Source organism: Labrys sedimenti (assembly GCF_034424805.1).
Lineage (GTDB): Bacteria > Pseudomonadota > Alphaproteobacteria > Rhizobiales > Labraceae > Labrys > Labrys sedimenti.
Window position 1 is genome coordinate 129,076 of the sequence record NZ_JAXOUF010000012.1, and the last position, 18,302, is coordinate 147,377.

The window sequence follows — 18,302 nt, forward strand, 5'->3', positions numbered from 1 at the left end:
TCGACGACAATCGAGGAGAAACGCATGACCGCGACCATGAGCGGGCCGAGACCCGCCACCGAACTGGCTGCCCTGAACGAGGCCCGGATCCCGAATGAAAGCGAGGAGTATCGCCGCGCCCGAACCGCCTTGCTCGCGGAGGAAATCGAGCTTCGCCGCCACATCGAACGCGTGGCCGAGATGCGCCGTGCGTTGCCGCCGGGGGCTCCCGTGACGAAGGACTATGTCTTCGAGGGGGAGAACGGGCCTGTTCGTTTCGCAGATCTATTCGGCAGGCATGAGAGCTTGATCGTCTACAACTACATGTTTGGTCCCGAGCGTAAACGGCCGTGTCCGATGTGCACCGCGCTCCTAGGCGCGCTGGCGGGCAATGCGCAGGATATCCAGCAGCGGGCGGCACTCGCCGTCGTCGCGCGCGCCCCGATCGAGCGGCTCACGGATTTCAAGCGGGAGCGCGGCTGGCGGCATTTGCCGCTCTACAGCGATACCAGCGCCGAGTTCGGCCGCGATTTCGGGACCTGGCGCCCGGACGGGGATTATCCGGGCTACAACGTCTTTACCCGGCGGGATGGCTCGATCCGCCATTTCTGGGGCGGCGAGATGGGCGGTGTGACCGCCGATCCCGGCCAGGACCCGCGCGGCGCACCCGACTTCACGCCGCTCTGGAACGTGCTCGACACCACGCCCGAGGGGCGCGATCCGCATTGGTATCCGAAGGTGGACTATGATTGACCGGTAGCGACCGTGATGCGAGGCCAGCTCGGCTGCGCCGGGTCCGGTATGGCCGGCCGGTCCGACGCAGGTGATGTCAGCGCTCGATGGTCTTGTTCCAGCGATTGTTCCATTCGGGGCGCTTGGCGTTGATGGCGTCCCAATCGAGTGTGATGACGGTCTTCATATAGCCGTTGAAGGCATCGAGCTTGGACTGGGCGACGGGGTTGGAAGCCTTGGTGCCGGGATTGGAGGGAATGATGTTGCCGGCATTCAGAGCCTTTGCCTGCGCTGCCGCCGACATCAGATAGGCGGCCAGCTTCTGCGACAGCTCCGGCTCCGAATTCTTGGCGGTGACGCACTGGGCGATCATCAGCAGCACCGAGCCTTCCTTGGGCTGGACATATTCGACCGGCAGGCCCTTGTCCTTCAGATTGCCGATCGCAGTCGGCGTCAGCGGGAAGATTGCGGCATCGCCCGTCTGCACCATTTCCGACAATTTGGCCGAGCTGGGAATGAACTCCAATACGTTCGGGGCGATGTCCTGCTTGACCTTGGCAAAGCCCGGCTCGACATTGCCTTCGTTGCCTCCTTCGATGCGGTTGACCATCAGCAGGGCATGCAGGCCATAGGTCGAGGTGGCTGCGGACTGGAAGACAAGCTTGTCCTTGAATTTCGGGTCAGCCAGGTCGAGCCAGGAGGTCGGTGCCGGCCAGCCATTCTCGTCGAAAATCTTCTTGTTGTAGCCGATACCGGTCATGCCCATGTCGATTCCGGCTGCCATGTCGCCCTTGATGCGGGCGCTGGCGGCGATTTCGTTCAGTTCGGGCGAGGGCTGCAGCTTTTCGCACAGGCCGGAGGAGATCGCCCGCATCATCACACCGTCATCGAGGAAGATGAGGTGCATCTGCGGGTTGTCCTTGGACGCCGTCGCCTTGGCCAGGATGTCGGTCGAGGTGCCGGGCACCACGACGATCTTCACCCCATTGGCCTTCTCGAAATCCGGAAAGACGGCCTCGGTGAAGGTCTTCTCGTAGGGGCCGCCATTCATGCCGACATAGAGTGTCTTGTCCTGTGCCAGTGCGGCGGATGATGCGCCGATGGCCAAGGCGAACGATGCGGCGGCTCCCGTCAGAAATTTCGGGTTCATTCCAATCCCTCTCGTGACGTGCAGGCCCATGTGGGTTTTCGGTTGTCGGCCTGGCGCGGACCTGCACCCCGCGTGGGCCGTTTATTGGAAGATTGTCATCCTTTGCCGATCAGCACCCTGTCGAGCCCGAAGGCGCGGTCGAGGATCAGCATGGCGCAGGCCGTCAGGGCGATCATCAAGGCCGAGACCGCCGCCATCATCGGGTCGATCGACTCCGTAGCGTACATGTACATGCGCACCGGCAGCGTAACGGTCGACGGGGAGGTGACGAAGATCGACATCGTCAGCTCGTCGAAGCTGTTGATGAAGGCGAGCAGCCAACCGCCGGTGATGCCCGGCAGGATCAGCGGGGCGGTGACACGGCGGAATACCGTCCACTGCGAGGCGCCGAGCGTTCTTGCCGCTTGCTCGGCGCTGCGGTCGAAACCGGTCAGCGCCGAGAGCACGAGCCGCAAGACATAGGGCGTGACGATGACGGCATGGCTCAGCACCAGCCAGGCGAAGCTGCCCTGTACGCCAATGAGGGCAAACAGGCGCAGCAGGGCGACACCGAGCACCAGGCTTGGAATGATCAGCGGCGACAGGAACAGCGCATTGAGTGCATCGCGTCCGGGGAATTCGAAGCGGTCGATGGCCAGGCCCGCCGGTACCGAGAGCACCACGGCGATCGAGGCCGAGAGCGTGGCGACCCAGATGCTGTTCCAGAACGAGGCGACGAAGTCGGGATGGACGAATACGGCCTTGAACCAGCGCAGGGACAGGCTGGTGGTCGGCAGGGTCAAGGTGTTCTCGGGGGTGAAGGCGACGACGCAGATCACCACCAGCGGCGCGAGAACGAAAGCCACCACGAGCGTGTGGAAGATGAGGGCGAGGGGGCCATTCTTCTCCATCGGTCTATCCCAGCGCCTTTCTTGCCCGCGACTCGACGATGCGATTGTAGGTCACCATGATCGCGAGATTGGCGACCAGCACGACGATGGCGATGGTGGCTCCCAGCGGCCAGTTCAGCTCCTGGAGATATTCGTCATAGACCAGTGTCGCCGCCATCTTGAGGCGGCGCCCACCGAGCAGGCCGGGGATGGCGAAGGCGCTCGCCGACAGGCCGAAGACGATCAGGCTGCCGGAAAGGATGCCGATCGTCGCCTGCGGCATGACGATACGGCGGAAGCTGGTGAAGCGCGAGGCGCCGAGAGTACGGGCAGCCGCCTCGACCATGGGATCGAGCTTCTGCAGCGCGGTCCAGACCGGGATCACCATGAAGGGCAGCATGACATGGACCAGCGCGATGACGATCGCCGTTTCCGTGTAGAGCAGCCGCACCGGTCCGAACCCCATCAGCTGCAAGCCGGCGTTCACCAGGCCGGTCGGGCCGAGCAGCATGCTCCAGCCAAAGGCCCGTACCACCACCGACACCAGCAACGGCCCGATGATGACGAGGAGGAAGACGGAGCGCCAGGGCTCGCGCATGCGCGACAAGATATAGGCCTCGGGCATGCCGATCAGCGCACAGATCGCCGTCGTGATCGCGGCTATCTTCAGCGTTCGCCAGAAGATTCCGAGATAATAGGGGTCGGTGATCACCTTGATATAATTGTCGAGGGTGACGGCATCGCCAATCCCGGTCGAATAGTCGTAGACGCGGAAGGAAAGCGTGACCGTGAGGATCAGCGGGACGATCACCATCATGGTGAAAAGCAACAGGTTCGGGCCTGCGAGCAACCAGGGGATGGCTCCCTTGCGGCCGGTCATGACGCCGCACCGGGCAGAGGTGTTTCCAGCCTGGCGCTGGCGGCATCCCAGCGCAGGGACACCGTGTCATGGGTGCCTGCCGGCTCCTGGCCATCGTTGGGAACGGAAACGGTCAGGGGCCCGGCCGGAGTATCGACATTGAAGAGCCAGTAACTGCCGAGGAAGAAGCGCGAGGCAATGCGCCCGTCGACCACGCCTTCTCCCGGCTTGCCCAGCAGGATGCGTTCGGGGCGAATCGTCAGGGTGACCGTCGCACCGTTCTTGACATGGCCGGCCTGTGCCGGCAGTCGGCTTCCGCCTGCCAGTGCGACGCCAAGGTCGCCGTCGGCGCGCCAGATCGCCTCGAGCCGGTTCATCTTGCCCACGAAGCCTGAAATGAACGGTGTGGCCGGGCGCTCATAGAGGCGATAGGGCGGGGCGGCCTGCGTCATGCGGCCGGCCTCCATGACGACCACGCGGTCGCTGATCGAGAGGGCCTCGGCCTGGTCATGGGTCACCATGATGGTCGTGGTTCCCACGCTCTGCTGGATGCGCCGCAACTCGAACTGCATCTCCTCGCGCAGTTTGGCGTCGAGATTGGACAGCGGCTCGTCCAGCAGCAACACCGGAGGCCTGATGACCAGGGCACGCGCGATGGCAACGCGCTGGCGCTGCCCGCCGGACATCTGGCGCGGATAGCGCTCTGCAAATCCGCCGAGCTGGACGAGATCGAGGGCCTCGGCGACGCGTTTGTCGCGCTCCGGTCGCGATACGCCCCGCATCTCCAGCCCGAACGCCACGTTCTGGGCAGCCGTCATATGCGGAAAGAGAGCGTAGTTCTGGAACACGATGCCAAGACCGCGCTTCTCGGGCGCAAGGCCCGTGATGTCCCGACCGTCCAGCACGATGCGCCCGCTCGTGGGCTCCACCAGCCCTGAGATCATTTGCAGCGTCGTGGTCTTGCCGCAGCCCGAGGGGCCGAGCAGCGAGATGAACTCGCCCTTCTGGATCTCGAGGCCGACGTCACTCACCACGGTCAGCGCGCCGTATCGCTTCGACAGCGATTCCAAGGCCAGGAAACTCATCTCACCTCACAGAGAACGTTTGGGGCCTTCAGCCTTGGCGGAAGCGAGGCGATGGAAACGCATTGGGGACTAGGCAGTCAACATTAAATTCCGTAGAATAGAATTATGAGTTATTTAATTCTGATATATAGAAAAATTATATATATTATGACTAAAATTTTCTGAAATAAGGAATGCCATTGATATGGTCGCTTCCGACGACACGGCGATTTCCACCGTAAGGCGGGCTCTGGAGCTCTTGCGCATCCTGGCTGGCGGTCCGCCGGAAGGAATGCGCCTGAAGGATATTGGCGAGGTGGTGGGCTATGGGCAGTCGATGGTCCACCGGCTCTTGCAGGATCTGATCCTGGAAGGCGTCGTCGAACAGGTGTCCGGGAGCAAGCGTTACCGGCCGGCCCTCGAATTTTTCGTCCTGGCGGCGCGGATCGGGGAATCGAGCGGGCTGCGCAGATTGGCCGGGCCGACCTTGCTGCGGCTCTCGGCGACGCTGAGCGAGTCCATTTTTCTGCTGGTTCGTACCGGCTTTGACGCCGTCTGCCTCGATCTTGTCGAGGGGCCCTATCCCATCCGCTCGTTCACCGGCGATATTGGCGGCAAGGTACCGCTGGGACTGGGGCAAGGGAGCCTGGCCATTCTCTCCCACCTTCCCGAGGCGGAACAGGAGGCCGTGATCCGCTTCAACATGCCCCGGCTGATCGACAAGGGCTTCCTGGACGAAGCCACCTTGCGGGTGGCGATCGCCAAGGCCCGTGACCAGGGCTGGGCCGATCTCAACTCGGGCTTGATTCCCGGCATGGCGGGCGTCGGCGTTCCCGTCTTCGACGCACGCGGCTTGGCCGTCGCTTCGCTTAGCGTGGGCACGCTTGCCGAACGGCTGACGGAGAGCCGGCTTGCCGGTGTCGTCAAGGTGATGAAAGCCGAGGCAGAGGAACTCAGCCAGCGCCTCAATCCCTTCGACATGACGTTGCGCCACCCCATGCGCAGCCTGGCATTCGCCAAGCCTGCCTCCTCGGGTCGGAGCTAGGGCAGCGTGGCGAAAGGCGAAGGACGGTTCAGGCCCCGTTCGAGCCCGGGGGCGAGCCGCCGCCATTCGCGCCGATGCGGTGGAAGTGGGGATGCGATGAAGATTTTCAGGAGTGCACGATGGCGCGTCTGACCTATCCGACCTATTCCAGCCATTGCGGATGGAATGCGATGCTGCCGGTGCGGGAGGCCCGTGCCGCGCTGGAGGGCGACATCCGGGTTCGCTATGCCGTCATCGGGGCAGGATATACTGGTGTGGCGGCGGCGTGGCGTCTTGCCGAACTCGACCCTACTGCCGAGATCGCGCTGCTCGAATCCAGCAGGGTGGGCGAGGGCTCCTCGGCCCGCAATTCCGGCTTCCTCGGCCGAAGGGTGATGCCCAAGGACGCTTCCGATGAAATGGCGGCGAAGGCGCAAATCCTGTCACGCTATCAGGCGGAAGGGTTCGACTGGCTCAAGGATCGGATCGAGGCCCATGACATCGATTGCCAGCTCAAGCGCACCGGCTATATCCGAACGGCGGCAACCGAACGCGGCAGATCGGTCGTGGAGGTGGCCCGCGAGGTTGCCCGCAAGAACGCCATCCCGCACGAGGTGCTGTCTCGCCACGATCTGGAGCGGCGGATTGGCACGGCCTATTACACCATCGGCCTTCATCTGGAGGATAATTACCTGCTGCAGCCTGCCGCCCTGATCCGCGGCTTGGCCGACGCGCTGCCATCGCAGGTGGCACTCCACGAGAACACTCCGGTGCTTGGCATGCGCCTTGACGGCAAATGGCGGCTGGAAACGCCGAATGGCGCGGTCACTGCCGACAAGGTCGTGCTCGCCACCAATGGCTTCATTACAAAATTCGGCTATCTGAAATCGCGCCTGGTGACGATCTATACCTATGCGGCAGTTACCGCGGCGATTCCGGATGCCGACAGCCGCTGGGCCGGCGCCGATGACGACTGGGGCGTCCTGCCCTCGCATCGTCTGGGTACCACCCTGCGCCGCATCGGCCCCAACCGGCTGATGGTGCGCAGCCTCTATTCCTATGAGGACGAACTCGACGAGCCGCGCGTCATCCGCGCCTTGAGGACGCGTTTCGAGCGCCGCTGGCCCGCGCTGCGCCATGTGCCCTTCGAATATGTCTGGGGCGGTACGACGGCCCTGACCATGAACGGTTCGCCCTGGTGGGGCAGGGTCGACGAAAACCTCTATGCTTCCGGCGGGTGCAATGGCGGCGGCATCGTCAAGGGGACGCTACTGGGCAAGCATATGGCTGAAATGATGACGGGGCATGGCGACCAGAGCGAATTGTTCGCCTCGCTGGGATTGGCCAACTGGATCGCACCCGAACCTTTCCGCGCCATGGGGTTCCGGGTGATTTCAGCCTATGAACGGCATCGCGCCGGCCTCGAAATGTAGAGGCCGGCAAAGTCGCAATATCGATCAATCCTTCGAATCGCTGGTGCCCTTGCGAATGCCTTCGAGGTTGATCCACAGCGCGATCAGGGTGCAGACCGCGCCCGAGAGCAGGTAGACGCCGGAGGAGGCGAGGCCGAACCAGGCGGCCAGCGCCAGGGCGACGAAGGGGGCAAAGCCCGCGCCGAACAGCCAGGCGAGGTCCGAGGTCAGGGCCGCGCCGGTGTAGCGGTAGTGGATCGGGAAATTCATGTTCACCGCACCCGAAGCCTGGCCGAATGTCAGGCCGAGCAGGATGAAGCCGCCGATCATGTAGATGAGCTCGCCCGTCTGGCCGCCGTTCAGCAATTGCGGCGCATAGCCCGAATAGATGGCGATCGCCATGGCACAGACCGCGATCAGGTTGCGCCGGCCGAAGCGGTCGGCGATCGGGCCGGAGGCGACGATGGCGGCGAGGCCGAACAGGGCGCTGAAGATCTCGATGATCAGGAACTGCACCACGCTCTCATTGGTCTCCAGCACCACCCAGGCAAGCGGGAACACCGTGACCATGTGGAACAGGGCGAAGCTCGCCAGCGGCGCGAAGGAGCCGATGATGATGGTGCGGCCCTGGGCAGCCACCGTCTCCGCGATCGGCTTGGGCTGCAGTTCCTGGCTCTGGAACATCTCGGCATATTCGGGCGTGGCGATGATACGCAGGCGCGAGAACAGCGCCACCACATTGATGGCGAAGGCCACGAAGAAGGGATAGCGCCAGCCCCAGTCGAGGAAGTCGCCCGGGCTGAGCTCGGTGTAGAAGAAGGCGAACAGGCCGCTGGCGACGATCAGGCCGAGCGGGGCGCCGAGCTGCGGGATCATCGCCCACCAGCCGCGCTGGCCTTCCGGGGCGTTCAGGCTGAGCAGGGCCGGCAGGCCGTCCCAGCTGCCGCCGAGCGCGATGCCCTGGCCGATGCGCAGCAGCGCCAGCAGGACGCCGGCCCAGGCGCCGATGGTGCCGTGATTGGGCAGGAAGGCGATTGCCGCGGTGGAGCCGCCGAGCAGGAAGAGCGCGATGGTCAGCTTGACCTCGCGGCCGTAATGCCGGTCGAACAGGGTGAACAGCGCCGAGCCGAAGGGACGCGCGATGAAGGCTAGGGCGAAGATCGCAAAGGAATAGAGCATGCCCGTCAGCGCATCGAGATGCGGGAAGGCAAGCTTGGGGAACACCAGCACGGAAGCGATGGCATAGACGAAGAAGTCGAAATATTCCGACGTCCGGCCGATGATCACGCCGATGGCGATCTCGCTGGGCGTGATGGTGTGACGCTTGGCGCCGTGCTGGCCGGCGGCCCCGGCCGGATGCATGGAAGTCGTGGTGCTCATCGTCCCTCGGCTTTCTCCAAAGACCCTAGCCCGCTCGACGGAAGCCGTGCAGTATGGGGGTCCCTTGCGTACCTATTGCCGTCTTCATGATGATATTGTCATTGGACAAAATGTCCAATGGGCAGCCTGAAACCGGAGGCGTATCGGCACGACATGCGAATGCTATCCCGAATGCCGTCCCTTAGCTCCGTCCGCTTGCGCAAGCTCGCCCGCCTGGCCATGGCACTGCCTCTGGCGGGCCTGCTGGCGGGCTGCAATGCCGTGGTGCTCAGTCCCTCCGGCGACATCGCCGCCCAGCAGCGCGATCTCCTGGTGTTCTCCACCGTGCTGATGCTGGTGATCATCATCCCGGTGATGGCGCTGACGGTGCTGTTCGCCTGGCGCTATCGCCAGTCCAACAAGACGGCGCGCTACGAGCCGGATTGGGACCATTCGACCCAGCTCGAACTGGTGATCTGGGCGGCTCCGCTCTTGATCATCATCATCCTCGGCGCGATCACCTGGACGGGAACCCATCTGCTCGATCCCTACCGGCCGCTCGAACGCGTGGCCGCGGGCAGGCCGGTGACCAAGGAGGTCAAACCGCTCGAGGTCCAGGTCGTCGCGCTCGACTGGAAATGGCTGTTCATCTATCCCGAATATGGCGTGGCCAGCGTCAACGAGATGGCGGCTCCCGTCGACCGGCCGATCAATTTCAAGATCACCGCCTCGGCCGTCATGAACTCCTTCTACGTGCCGGCGCTGGCGGGCATGATCTATGCCATGCCGGGCATGGAGACCAAGCTGCATGCGGTGATCAACGCACCGGGCGAGTATGAAGGCATTTCGTCCAACTACAGCGGCGCCGGCTTCTCGGGCATGCGCTTCCGCTTCCATGGGGTCGACCAGGCCGGCTTCGACCAGTGGATCGCCAAGGCGCGCGGGGGAGAGGGCGCGCTCGATCGCGCAGCCTATCTCGCCTTGGAAAAGCCGAGCCAGAACGTGCCGGTGCGCTATTACAATGCGGTGGCGCCTGATCTTTATCGCGCCATCTTGAACATGTGCGTCGACCCCAACAAACCCGACAAGATGTGCATGGACAAGATGATGGCGATCGATGCCAAGGGTGGTCTCGGCAAGGAGGGCATCAACAATGTCCGCCCGCTGCTCCACGACAAATATGCCCGTCGCGGTGCTGTGCTCGGTCCGGACCCCTACTACGTTTCCGATTATTGCGAGGTGCCGCGGCCCGGCGCGCTCGATGCGTGGAAGAGCGGCGTGCCTGCCCTCAGCTCCCGGTCGGCCGGCATCGCCGGGGCCGGTCTCTCCCTCCCGCCAGCCTCCCGCCAGCCGACGCAGCTCTCCGCTGCGCAGCCCGGCTAAGTGCAACCTCATTCGCGAGCGGTTTTTGCCATGTCTTCTGAAACGGTTGCGGTGAGCCCGATCTTCGGTCGGTTTACGCTGGAAGCCATCCCCTATCACGAGCCGATCCTGGTCGCGACTTTCGCCATGGTGGCCATCGGCGGCATCGGCCTCCTCGGTGCCCTGACCTATTTCCGCGTCTGGGGCTATCTGTGGCGCGAATGGTTCACCAGCGTCGACCACAAGCGCATCGGCGTGATGTATATCGTGCTGGCTTTGGTCATGCTGCTGCGCGGCTTTGCCGATGCGATCATGATGCGCCTGCAGCAGGCGATCGCCTTCGGCGGGTCCGAGGGCTATCTGCCGCCCCATCACTACGACCAGATCTTCACGGCGCATGGCGTCATCATGATCTTTTTCGTGGCGATGCCCTTTGTCACCGGCTTCATGAACTTCGTGGTGCCGCTGCAGATCGGCGCGCGTGACGTCTCCTTTCCCTTCCTCAACAATTTCTCGTTCTGGATGACGGCGGCCGGCGCGGCCATCGTGATGATGTCGCTGTTCGTCGGCGAATTCGCCAAGACGGGCTGGCTCGCCTATCCGCCTCTTTCGGGTATCGCCTATAGTCCGGATGTCGGGGTCGACTACTACATATGGGGCCTGCAGGTCGCGGGCGTGGGGACGCTGTTATCGGGCGTCAACCTGATCGCGACCATCGTCAAGCTGCGCGCGCCCGGCATGACGATGATGCGCATGCCCGTGTTCACCTGGACGGCGCTGTGCACCAACGTGCTGATCGTCGCCGCCTTCCCGGTGCTGACGGCCGTGCTCGCACTGCTGTCGCTCGACCGCTATGTCGGCACCAATTTCTTCACCAACGACCTCGGCGGCAATCCGATGATGTATGTGAACCTCATCTGGATCTGGGGCCATCCGGAGGTCTACATCCTCATCCTGCCGGCCTTCGGCATCTTCTCGGAAGTGACGGCTGCCTTCTGCGGCAAGCGCCTGTTCGGCTACACCTCGATGGTCTATGCCACGGTGGTGATCACCATCCTGTCCTACCTGGTCTGGCTGCATCACTTCTTCACCATGGGCTCTGGCGCCAGCGTCAACTCCTTCTTCGGCATCACCACTATGGTGATCTCGATCCCGACCGGCGCGAAGATCTTCAACTGGCTGTTCACCATGTATCGCGGCCGCATCCGCTTCGAGCTGCCGATGATGTGGACGCTTGCCTTCATGCTCACCTTCGTGATCGGCGGCATGACGGGCGTGCTGCTGGCCGTACCGCCGGCCGACTTCGTGCTGCATAATTCGCTGTTCCTGATCGCCCATTTCCACAATGTGATCATCGGGGGCGTGCTGTTCGGCATGTTCGCCGGCGTCAACTACTGGTTCCCCAAGGTCTTCGGCTTCCGGCTCGATCCGTTCTGGGGCAAGATCTCGTTCTGGTGCTGGGTCGTCGGCTTCTGGGTTGCCTTCATGCCGCTCTATATCCTCGGCCTGATGGGCGTGACCCGGCGCGTCAGCCATTTCGAGGACCCGTCCCTGCAGATCTGGTTCGTGATCGCCGCCTGCGGCGCCGCCATCATCGCCGTCGGCATCGCCGCCATGCTGATGCAGTTCTTCGTGAGCTTCCGCAAGCGCGAGGAACTCAAGGACGTCACGGGCGATCCCTGGGACGCCCGCACGCTGGAATGGTCGACCTCCTCGCCGCCGCCGGCCTACAATTTCGCCTTCACCCCGGTCGTGCATGATCTCGATGCTTGGGCGGACATGAAGCGTCGTGGCTACAGGCGTCCGCTGGAGGGCTACAAGCCCATCCACATGCCCAAGAACACCGGGGCCGGCATCATCCTGGCCGGCTTGAGCGCGGTCTGCGCCGTCGCTCTGATCTGGTATGTCTGGTGGCTCGCCATCGCCAGCTTCGTCACCCTGCTGGCTGCGATCATCATCCATACCTTCAACTACAACCGCGACTTCCACATCCCCGCCGAGGAGGTGGCCACCGCCGAGAATGCCCGCACGCGCCTGCTGGCGGCGGCAGGAGAACGCTGATGTCGCAGACCATCCTGATGCCGCAGACCGACGCCGCAGACAGCCAGGCGCCGGTCTTCCACCTGCCGGAAGAGCCGCATCATCCGGAAGGGTCGAGCACCATGCTCGGCTTTTGGATCTATCTGATGAGCGACTGCCTCATCTTTGCGATCCTGTTCGCCACCTATGGCGTGCTCGGCGGCAACTACGCCGCCGGTCCTTCCCCGAAGGACCTGTTCGATCTCAATCTGGTGGCGTTGAACACCTCGATGCTGCTGCTTTCCTCCATCACCTATGGCTTTGCCATGATCTCGATGCAGGAGAACAAGGTCGGCTCGACCCAGGCCTGGCTCCTGGTCACCGCCTTGTTCGGCATGGCCTTCGTGGGCATCGAACTCTACGAGTTCTCGCACATGATCCATGAGGGGGCGACGCCACAGCGCAGCGGCTTCCTCTCCGCCTTCTACACGCTGGTCTCCACGCATGGCCTGCACGTCTCCACCGGCATCCTCTGGCTGTTCACCCTGATGGTGCAGGTCGCCCGCTACGGCCTGACCTCGGCGAACCGCCGGCGCCTCATGTGCCTGAGCCTGTTCTGGCACTTCCTGGACGTCATCTGGATCGGCGTCTTCACCTATGTCTATCTGATGGGGATGCTGCGATGAGCGCCCACACCCACCAAGACTCCCACCACGACGAGCACGGCTCCTCGCATGGTTCGCGCAAGAGTTATCTGATCGGCTTCGGCCTTTCGGTGGTGCTGACCTTCATCCCGTTCTGGCTAGTGATGACGGGGGCGCTCGAATCCAAGGTCGCGACCTCGCTGATCGTGATCTCGCTGGCAGTGATCCAGATCGTCGTGCACATGATCTATTTCCTGCACATGGACGCCAAGTCCGAGGGCGGCTGGAATCTGATGGCCCTGATCTTCACCATCGTGCTGGTGGTGATCACGCTGACGGGTTCGCTGTGGGTGATGTACCACCTCGTCAACAACATGATGCCGATCTCGGCACATGACATGCGCAACATGCCGTGAGCCCGATGCGATGACGACGCCGGGTGGCCGGCCGGACCAGCCACCACGTTCGCGACGTGGTTTCACCGTCATGGTGGCGGCGCTCGTCGTCGCCTTTGCCGGCTTTTGTGCCCTGGGCGTGTGGCAGGTCCAGCGCCTCGGCTGGAAACTCGACCTGATCGCCCGCATCGACGCCCGTATCCATGCCGAGCCCGCGCCACCGCCGGGCCCGGCAACATGGCCAGCGATCGCTGCCGACAAGGACGCCTACCGCCGCATCCGCCTGGTGGGTGAATTCCTCGATCGGCCACCCGTCTTCGTGCAGGCGACCACGGCACGAGGAGGCGGCTTCTGGACATTGTCGCCGCTGAAGACGGAGCAGGGCTTCGTGGTGTTCGTCAATCGCGGCTTCGTGCTGCCGGAAGAGCGCGCCAAGGCCGGGAATGCTGCCGGGCCGGCCGAGGTGACGGGGCTGTTGCGGCTCAGCGAGCCCAAGGGCGCCTTCCTGCGCAGCAACGATCCCAGCGCCGATCGCTGGTATTCGCGCGACGTGGCTGAAATCGCCGCCGCACGTGGACTCGGTGCCGTCGCTCCCTATTTCATCGACGCCGAGCGGAAGCGGTCCGGCGAAATTCCGACGGGCGGCATGACGGTGGTCGATCTGCCCAACAACCATCTGGTCTACGCGCTGACCTGGTTCGCGCTCGCCCTCATGACGCTTGGCGGGCTGGTCTATACCCTGCGCGAGAGAAGAGCAGGGTAACTCCTCATTTCAGCCGCCGCTTCTCCAGCTTGCGCGCCAGGGTGCGCCGGTGCATGCCGAGGCGGCGCGCGGTTTCGGAGATATTGAACTCCGTCTCCACCAGCGTCTCGTGGATGCGTTCCCATTCCAGATTCTTGATCGAGGTCGGGGTCTGCGTGGTCGGCACGCTGGTGTCGCCGTCGCTGCGCTGGAAGGCCGCCTCGATGTCGTCGGTGTTGGAGGGCTTGGCCAGGTAATGGCAAGCCCCCAGCTTGATCGCCTCGACGGCGGTGGCGATCGAGGCAAAGCCCGTCAGCACCACGATCTTCATGGTCTCGTCGTGGCCATGCAGCGCCTTCACGCATTCGAGGCCCGAGCCGCTGGCAAGCTTGAGATCGACCACGGCAAAGCTCGGTGCATGGCCCGCGAGCAAGGCCTGCATCGGTTCGAGACCGGCTGCGACCTCGACGGCATAGCCACGCCGCTCGAAGGATTTGCGCAGGGTCCGGGCGAAGGTCGCATCGTCCTCGACGATGATGAGGCGGCGTTCAGCCGGGGAGGGGGGCATCGATTGCTCCTTCGGGCGATAGCGTCGCCATCGGCAGGGTCAGTTCGACCAGGGCGCCGCCGTTCAGCAGATTCTTGGCCGTGACGGTGCCGCCGAGCTTGCGGGCGACATTGACGACCAGGAACAGGCCGAGCCCGCCGCCCGGCCGATTCTTGCTGGAATTATAGGGTTTTCCGAGCTGATCCAGTATGTCCTTGCCGAAACCCGGCCCTGCGTCGGTGACAGAGAGCGTTAGCCCGTCGCCGCGCCGCTCCAGGGCGATACCCACCCAATTGGGCGAGGCTTCGAGCGCATTGTCGAAGATGTTGAACACCACCTGCTTGAGGGCGTCGTCCGAGACGATGGAGACATCGGTGCCGAAGGTGTTGTTGTAGTCGAGGCGGGCGGGGGAACGGCTGGTGCGCCACTCCTCGACGAGCTCGTTGAAGAAGCTGATCACGCTGGTGCGCCGGGTGCCTTCGCCGCGCACCTCGCCCGATGACATCAGGATGCCGGTGACGATCGTCTTGCAGCGGTCGAGCTGGCCCCGCATTTCGGCGAGTTCGGCGGCGATCTCCTCATCCCGGCTGAACATCTCCATGCGCTGCCAGTCGCTCAGGATCACCGAGAGCGTCGCCAGCGGTGTGCCGAGCTCATGGGCGGCGCCTGAGGCGAGCAGGCCCATGCGGACGATATGATCCTCCTCGGCCGATTGCTGGCGCAGGCTTGCCAGATGGGCGTCGCGGGCGCGCAGGTTGCGGTTGATGCGGGTGACGAAGAATACCAGCAGGATCGCCGCCAGCACGAAGCAGATGAAGGTGCCCTGGACATGCAGGTCGGCCAAGTCGGTGCCGTTCCCCGCCGGGATCGGCAAAGGGCGGTTGAAGGTTGCCAGGCCGACGAAACAGGCGCTGGTGGCCGCCAGCAGCGTCCAGGTCGACCACGCTTCCAGCAGGACGCCGCCGATGATGACCTGCAGGAGGTAGAGATAGATGAAGGGATTGGAGGCACCGCCGCTCAGATAAAGCTGCACGGTGAGCGCGGCGACGTCGAGCATGAGCTCGAGGAAGAGCTCGGTATTGCCCACCAGGCCCTGGCTGCGCAGCCTGACCAGGCCGACGATGTTGAGCGCCACCAGGAAACCGACCACCACGGCCATCTCGAACAGCGGCAGGGGAATGCCGAGCACGAGGTCGACGAACAGTATGGTGATCACCTGCCCGATCACGGCGAGCCAGCGCAGCTGGATCAGCAGGGCGAGGTTTTTCCGGTCGGTGGTGTCACGAATGGCGGTCATGACAACTTACTAGAGTGTTTTCCAGAAAAGTTGATAGCAGCACGGTTGGCGAAAATGCCGCGGGGGTGGATCGCCGTCGAGCCATTGCCGACGGCTGCCCAACCTCAGCTCTTGTTGGTGCCGGTTGCGATCTCGGCAACCGGAGCCTTGCTCATCAGGGCGTTGATGCGGTCGCGCTCGGCCTTGAAGGAGGCGAGCAGTTCGCCATTGAGCTCGCGGCCCTGCGGCAGCTTGATGCGCATCGGATCGACGAAGCTGCCATTGATCTTCACTTCGTAATGGATATGCGGTCCGGTCGCCAGGCCCGACTGGCCGAGATAGCCGATGACCTGACCCATCTTGACCTTGGCGCCGACACCCGTGCCCGAAGCGAAGCTGTTCATGTGCGAATAGGTCGAGAGATAGCCGTTGGCGTGCTGGATCTCGATGTGGCGGCCATAGCCGTTGGTCCAGCCGGATTTGACGATGGTGCCGTTGCCGGTGGCCAGGATCGGCGTGCCAACCCGGTCGGCCCAGTCGACACCGGTATGCATCTTGTAATAGCCGAGGATCGGATGGCGCCGCATGCCGAAGGTGGAGCGCATCTCGCCGCCATTGATCGGCTTGCGGGTCAGGAATTTGCGCGCCGATTTGCCGTCCTCGTCGTAATAGTCGACCTGGCCGTCGTCGGGGCTGGCGAAATGATAGTAGCGCTTGAGCTCGCCATTCACGGTCAGCGCCGTGTAGAGGATGTCGCCGACCGGATTGCCGGCGTCGTCCTGCTCGTAGAAGAGCTCGAAATTGTCGCCCGGCCGGGTGTGTCGGGTGAGATCGACGTCATAGGCATAGACGCGCAGCAGGCGCTCGATCATTTCCTTGGGCACCTGCTGCTTCAGGGCCGTCTCGTAGATGGAATAATAGAGGCGGATGCCGGTACCGCTGTCGCCTTCATCCTCGTCGTCGCCGCCCTGATTGTCCTGGGCGTTGGCGGCGATGTCGGTCGAACTCGGATCCTGCACGGAAACATAGCCGCCGGTATCGGCGAGCACCACGGTGCCCAGATGCTTGTCGGCATTGTAGACCGACAGGCGTACGGGCCTGGAATGCGGGTCCTCCTCGCCCGGAGCGACCAGAACCCGCAGGCGCAGCCCGCCATGCAGCTTTCCGGCATCGCCGAGCGCCTTGGCGATCTCCTGGACTTCCTGCGGTGTTGCGCCGAGGCGCCCCAGAATGCCGGCGAGCGTGTCCTTGTCCTCCACCGTGATGGTCTGCTCGCGGGAGGAGACTTCGGGCGCTGTCTTGGCGATGTTGGTGAAGTTCTCGGGCACGATGGTGATCTTGAGTGCCGAGTCCGGGTCGGTCTGCACGTCGGTCTCGCGCAGGGCCGTCAAATCGGCACTCTCGGCGCGATCGTCGTCGGCGGCGAGCGCCACGAATTGCGGCGGGATGATCGCGGCGGCGGGATCGTTGCCCTGGGTCTGTGCCCGCACCAGGGCGAGGACCTGCTCGTCGGGCAGCAAGGGGCCGGAGGTCGGTTGGAAGTTCACACCGACAAGGTCGCGGTTGGCCACGGTGACCTCACCATCGTCGGGTGCCTGCTCGACATGGGCGGTGGCGGGCGCCAGGGCCGCATCCGGATCGGCGGAAAGAGCCTGGGGATTGTAAGGAGGCACCTGGGAGGCGAGGGGCCCGGAAGCAATCTGCAGGCTGGCGAGCACGCGCGCGAAGGGCTTGACCTTGATGACGTCCTTGTCGCCCACCTTGGTGGTGGTGGAGACACGGATGACCTGGTGCGCTTCCATCGTATCGGTCTGGATCAGGATGCGATCGGTCTTCTGGGTAGAGGTCTGGGCCTCGCTCTCGCGCACGACGGCAGGGGCGATCTGCGGGGCATGGCCCACGCTGTATTCGCCGTCCAGCGCGGCATAGACGGCTCCGCCCATCAGGCCGGCACCGCACAGGCCGGTGAGGACCGTTCCCGTCAGCCAGCGGATCGAGACCTTGCGCCGGTCGGGCGCACGCCCGCCATCTGCCGAAAGCGGCGCCTGCGTTCCGGGATCCACGATCCCGTACCGATCCTGCCGCCTGTCTCTATAGGTCGTCCGTGGTGACAAATTCGATCGTTCCGCCAGAAATACGCTGAACCCAAAACGCCGAGGCGTGAGGCGGGCGCATGGTTGGTAGGAAGTTGCCCTTTCCTTGGGGGCGGACCGTGCCCTAGCCGGGCGCGCCGGTCAATTCCAGATCCATCTTAACCCCTGATCAATTGGGCCGATTTGGGGCGGTGCATGACAATTCCATGAAATTCGGGGCGGAAGTGATGATCGGGAAGCCGCTCGAGTGAGGGCTGAGACAGGATCCGAGGGGTAACCTAATCAAGCTCGCGCGCGAGGACACACCGGTGCGCGCGAAGGCGAGATCCTTGCTCGAAGGGAAGGCGGGGCGGTTGCGTGTCGAGAGCCGGCGGGCTCCTGAACAGGGAGGTGGTGTTGCCCAGGGCTTGAAATACCCGTGTCGAATATCCATGTAGCAACAAGCGGTTAGCGGGGCGCGCCGGGTAGCTTTCCAAAGGCCCTCCAAAAAAAGCGTCATGCAACCGTCAAAAAAATGAAATCGGCTGTTGACGGGCAGAAAGAGCCCCTCTATACAGCACCCATCGACGGACGGCGCTGCCGCGAATGAGCGGCGGGGCTGATTTGTTGCCTCTTCTGCTTAAGATCGCAAGGTTCTGAACCTGGTGAGAGCTGGGTTGATGAGGCGTCTGGAAGATTGAACGAGTTCAGCTCGTTCCGGCTATTTGACAATTGCATCGGAAGAAAGAGAAGCGTAGGCGACGATGTCCTTGCGGATGTTGGGAAACCGGCATTGA

Annotated in this window: 16 protein-coding genes; 8 read left to right on the top strand and 8 right to left on the bottom strand. The window is 63.6% G+C overall.

Translation table 11 applies throughout. The annotated features are described in order from the left end of the window. Positions 1 to 24 precede the first annotated feature (24 nt). Entirely contained in the window at positions 25 to 732 is a 708-nt protein-coding gene (locus U1R88_RS26115) for a DUF899 family protein (protein ID WP_322433883.1), read from the top strand. Between the two features lie 76 nt (positions 733 to 808). On the opposite strand, the gene U1R88_RS26120 is transcribed toward U1R88_RS26115, so the two are convergent. The 4 genes from U1R88_RS26120 to U1R88_RS26135 all read right to left on the bottom strand — a co-directional run bounded on the left by U1R88_RS26120 (position 809) and on the right by U1R88_RS26135 (position 4,674). After that, entirely contained in the window at positions 809 to 1,861 is a 1,053-nt protein-coding gene (locus U1R88_RS26120) for an ABC transporter substrate-binding protein (RefSeq protein WP_322433884.1), read from the bottom strand. A 95-nt stretch (positions 1,862 to 1,956) separates the two neighbouring features. Beyond that, a complete protein-coding gene (locus tag U1R88_RS26125) occupies positions 1,957 to 2,751 on the bottom strand; it encodes an ABC transporter permease (protein WP_322433885.1) in 795 nt (264 codons plus the stop codon). A 4-nt stretch (positions 2,752 to 2,755) separates the two neighbouring features. Then, on the bottom strand, positions 2,756 to 3,610 hold the full coding sequence (locus U1R88_RS26130) for an ABC transporter permease (RefSeq protein WP_322433886.1): 855 nt from the start codon (positions 3,608 to 3,610) through the stop codon (positions 2,756 to 2,758). Beyond that, complete coding sequence (locus U1R88_RS26135; protein ID WP_322433887.1) at positions 3,607 to 4,674, bottom strand: ABC transporter ATP-binding protein; 1,068 nt, start codon at positions 4,672 to 4,674, stop codon at positions 3,607 to 3,609. Before U1R88_RS26135 ends, U1R88_RS26130 begins: the two co-directional genes overlap by 4 nt. A gap of 184 nt (positions 4,675 to 4,858) precedes the next feature. Between U1R88_RS26135 and U1R88_RS26140 the strand changes: the two genes are divergently transcribed. Further along, positions 4,859 to 5,698, top strand: a complete 840-nt coding sequence (locus tag U1R88_RS26140) for an IclR family transcriptional regulator (protein WP_322433888.1) — start codon at positions 4,859 to 4,861, stop codon at positions 5,696 to 5,698. A 119-nt stretch (positions 5,699 to 5,817) separates the two neighbouring features. Further along, entirely contained in the window at positions 5,818 to 7,110 is a 1,293-nt protein-coding gene (locus U1R88_RS26145; RefSeq protein WP_322433889.1) for an NAD(P)/FAD-dependent oxidoreductase, read from the top strand. A gap of 24 nt (positions 7,111 to 7,134) precedes the next feature. Here the strand turns inward: U1R88_RS26145 and U1R88_RS26150 are convergent, their stop codons facing one another. Then, complete coding sequence (locus tag U1R88_RS26150; RefSeq protein WP_082979851.1) at positions 7,135 to 8,469, bottom strand: MFS transporter; 1,335 nt, start codon at positions 8,467 to 8,469, stop codon at positions 7,135 to 7,137. A gap of 171 nt (positions 8,470 to 8,640) precedes the next feature. Between U1R88_RS26150 and cyoA the strand changes: the two genes are divergently transcribed. From cyoA to U1R88_RS26175, 5 genes are read left to right on the top strand one after another with little or no spacing between them, the layout of a single operon-like run. Further along, positions 8,641 to 9,831: a ubiquinol oxidase subunit II gene (gene cyoA / locus U1R88_RS26155; protein WP_425545484.1), complete on the top strand. Its 1,191-nt coding sequence runs from the start codon at positions 8,641 to 8,643 to the stop codon at positions 9,829 to 9,831. Positions 9,832 to 9,861: 30 nt separating this feature from the next. Beyond that, a complete protein-coding gene (cyoB, locus tag U1R88_RS26160; RefSeq protein ID WP_322433890.1) occupies positions 9,862 to 11,871 on the top strand; it encodes a cytochrome o ubiquinol oxidase subunit I in 2,010 nt (669 codons plus the stop codon). A gap of 17 nt (positions 11,872 to 11,888) precedes the next feature. After that, entirely contained in the window at positions 11,889 to 12,515 is a 627-nt protein-coding gene (gene cyoC / locus U1R88_RS26165) for a cytochrome o ubiquinol oxidase subunit III (protein WP_322433899.1), read from the top strand. Beyond that, positions 12,512 to 12,889 (top strand): cytochrome o ubiquinol oxidase subunit IV, encoded by a 378-nt coding sequence (gene cyoD, locus U1R88_RS26170; protein ID WP_068290624.1) that lies wholly within the window; start codon positions 12,512 to 12,514, stop codon positions 12,887 to 12,889. Before cyoC ends, cyoD begins: the two co-directional genes overlap by 4 nt. 10 nt (positions 12,890 to 12,899) lie before the next feature. Next, on the top strand, positions 12,900 to 13,631 hold the full coding sequence (locus tag U1R88_RS26175; protein WP_425545485.1) for an SURF1 family protein: 732 nt from the start codon (positions 12,900 to 12,902) through the stop codon (positions 13,629 to 13,631). 4 nt (positions 13,632 to 13,635) lie between these two features. Here the strand turns inward: U1R88_RS26175 and U1R88_RS26180 are convergent, their stop codons facing one another. The 3 genes from U1R88_RS26180 to U1R88_RS26190 all read right to left on the bottom strand — a co-directional run bounded on the left by U1R88_RS26180 (position 13,636) and on the right by U1R88_RS26190 (position 17,496). After that, on the bottom strand, positions 13,636 to 14,178 hold the full coding sequence (locus tag U1R88_RS26180) for a response regulator transcription factor (RefSeq protein ID WP_322433891.1): 543 nt from the start codon (positions 14,176 to 14,178) through the stop codon (positions 13,636 to 13,638). Beyond that, positions 14,159 to 15,454 (bottom strand): ATP-binding protein, encoded by a 1,296-nt coding sequence (locus tag U1R88_RS26185; RefSeq protein WP_322433892.1) that lies wholly within the window; start codon positions 15,452 to 15,454, stop codon positions 14,159 to 14,161. Before U1R88_RS26185 ends, U1R88_RS26180 begins: the two co-directional genes overlap by 20 nt. Positions 15,455 to 15,558: 104 nt before the next feature. Next, on the bottom strand, positions 15,559 to 17,496 hold the full coding sequence (locus U1R88_RS26190; RefSeq protein ID WP_322433893.1) for a M23 family metallopeptidase: 1,938 nt from the start codon (positions 17,494 to 17,496) through the stop codon (positions 15,559 to 15,561). Positions 17,497 to 18,302 lie beyond the last annotated feature (806 nt).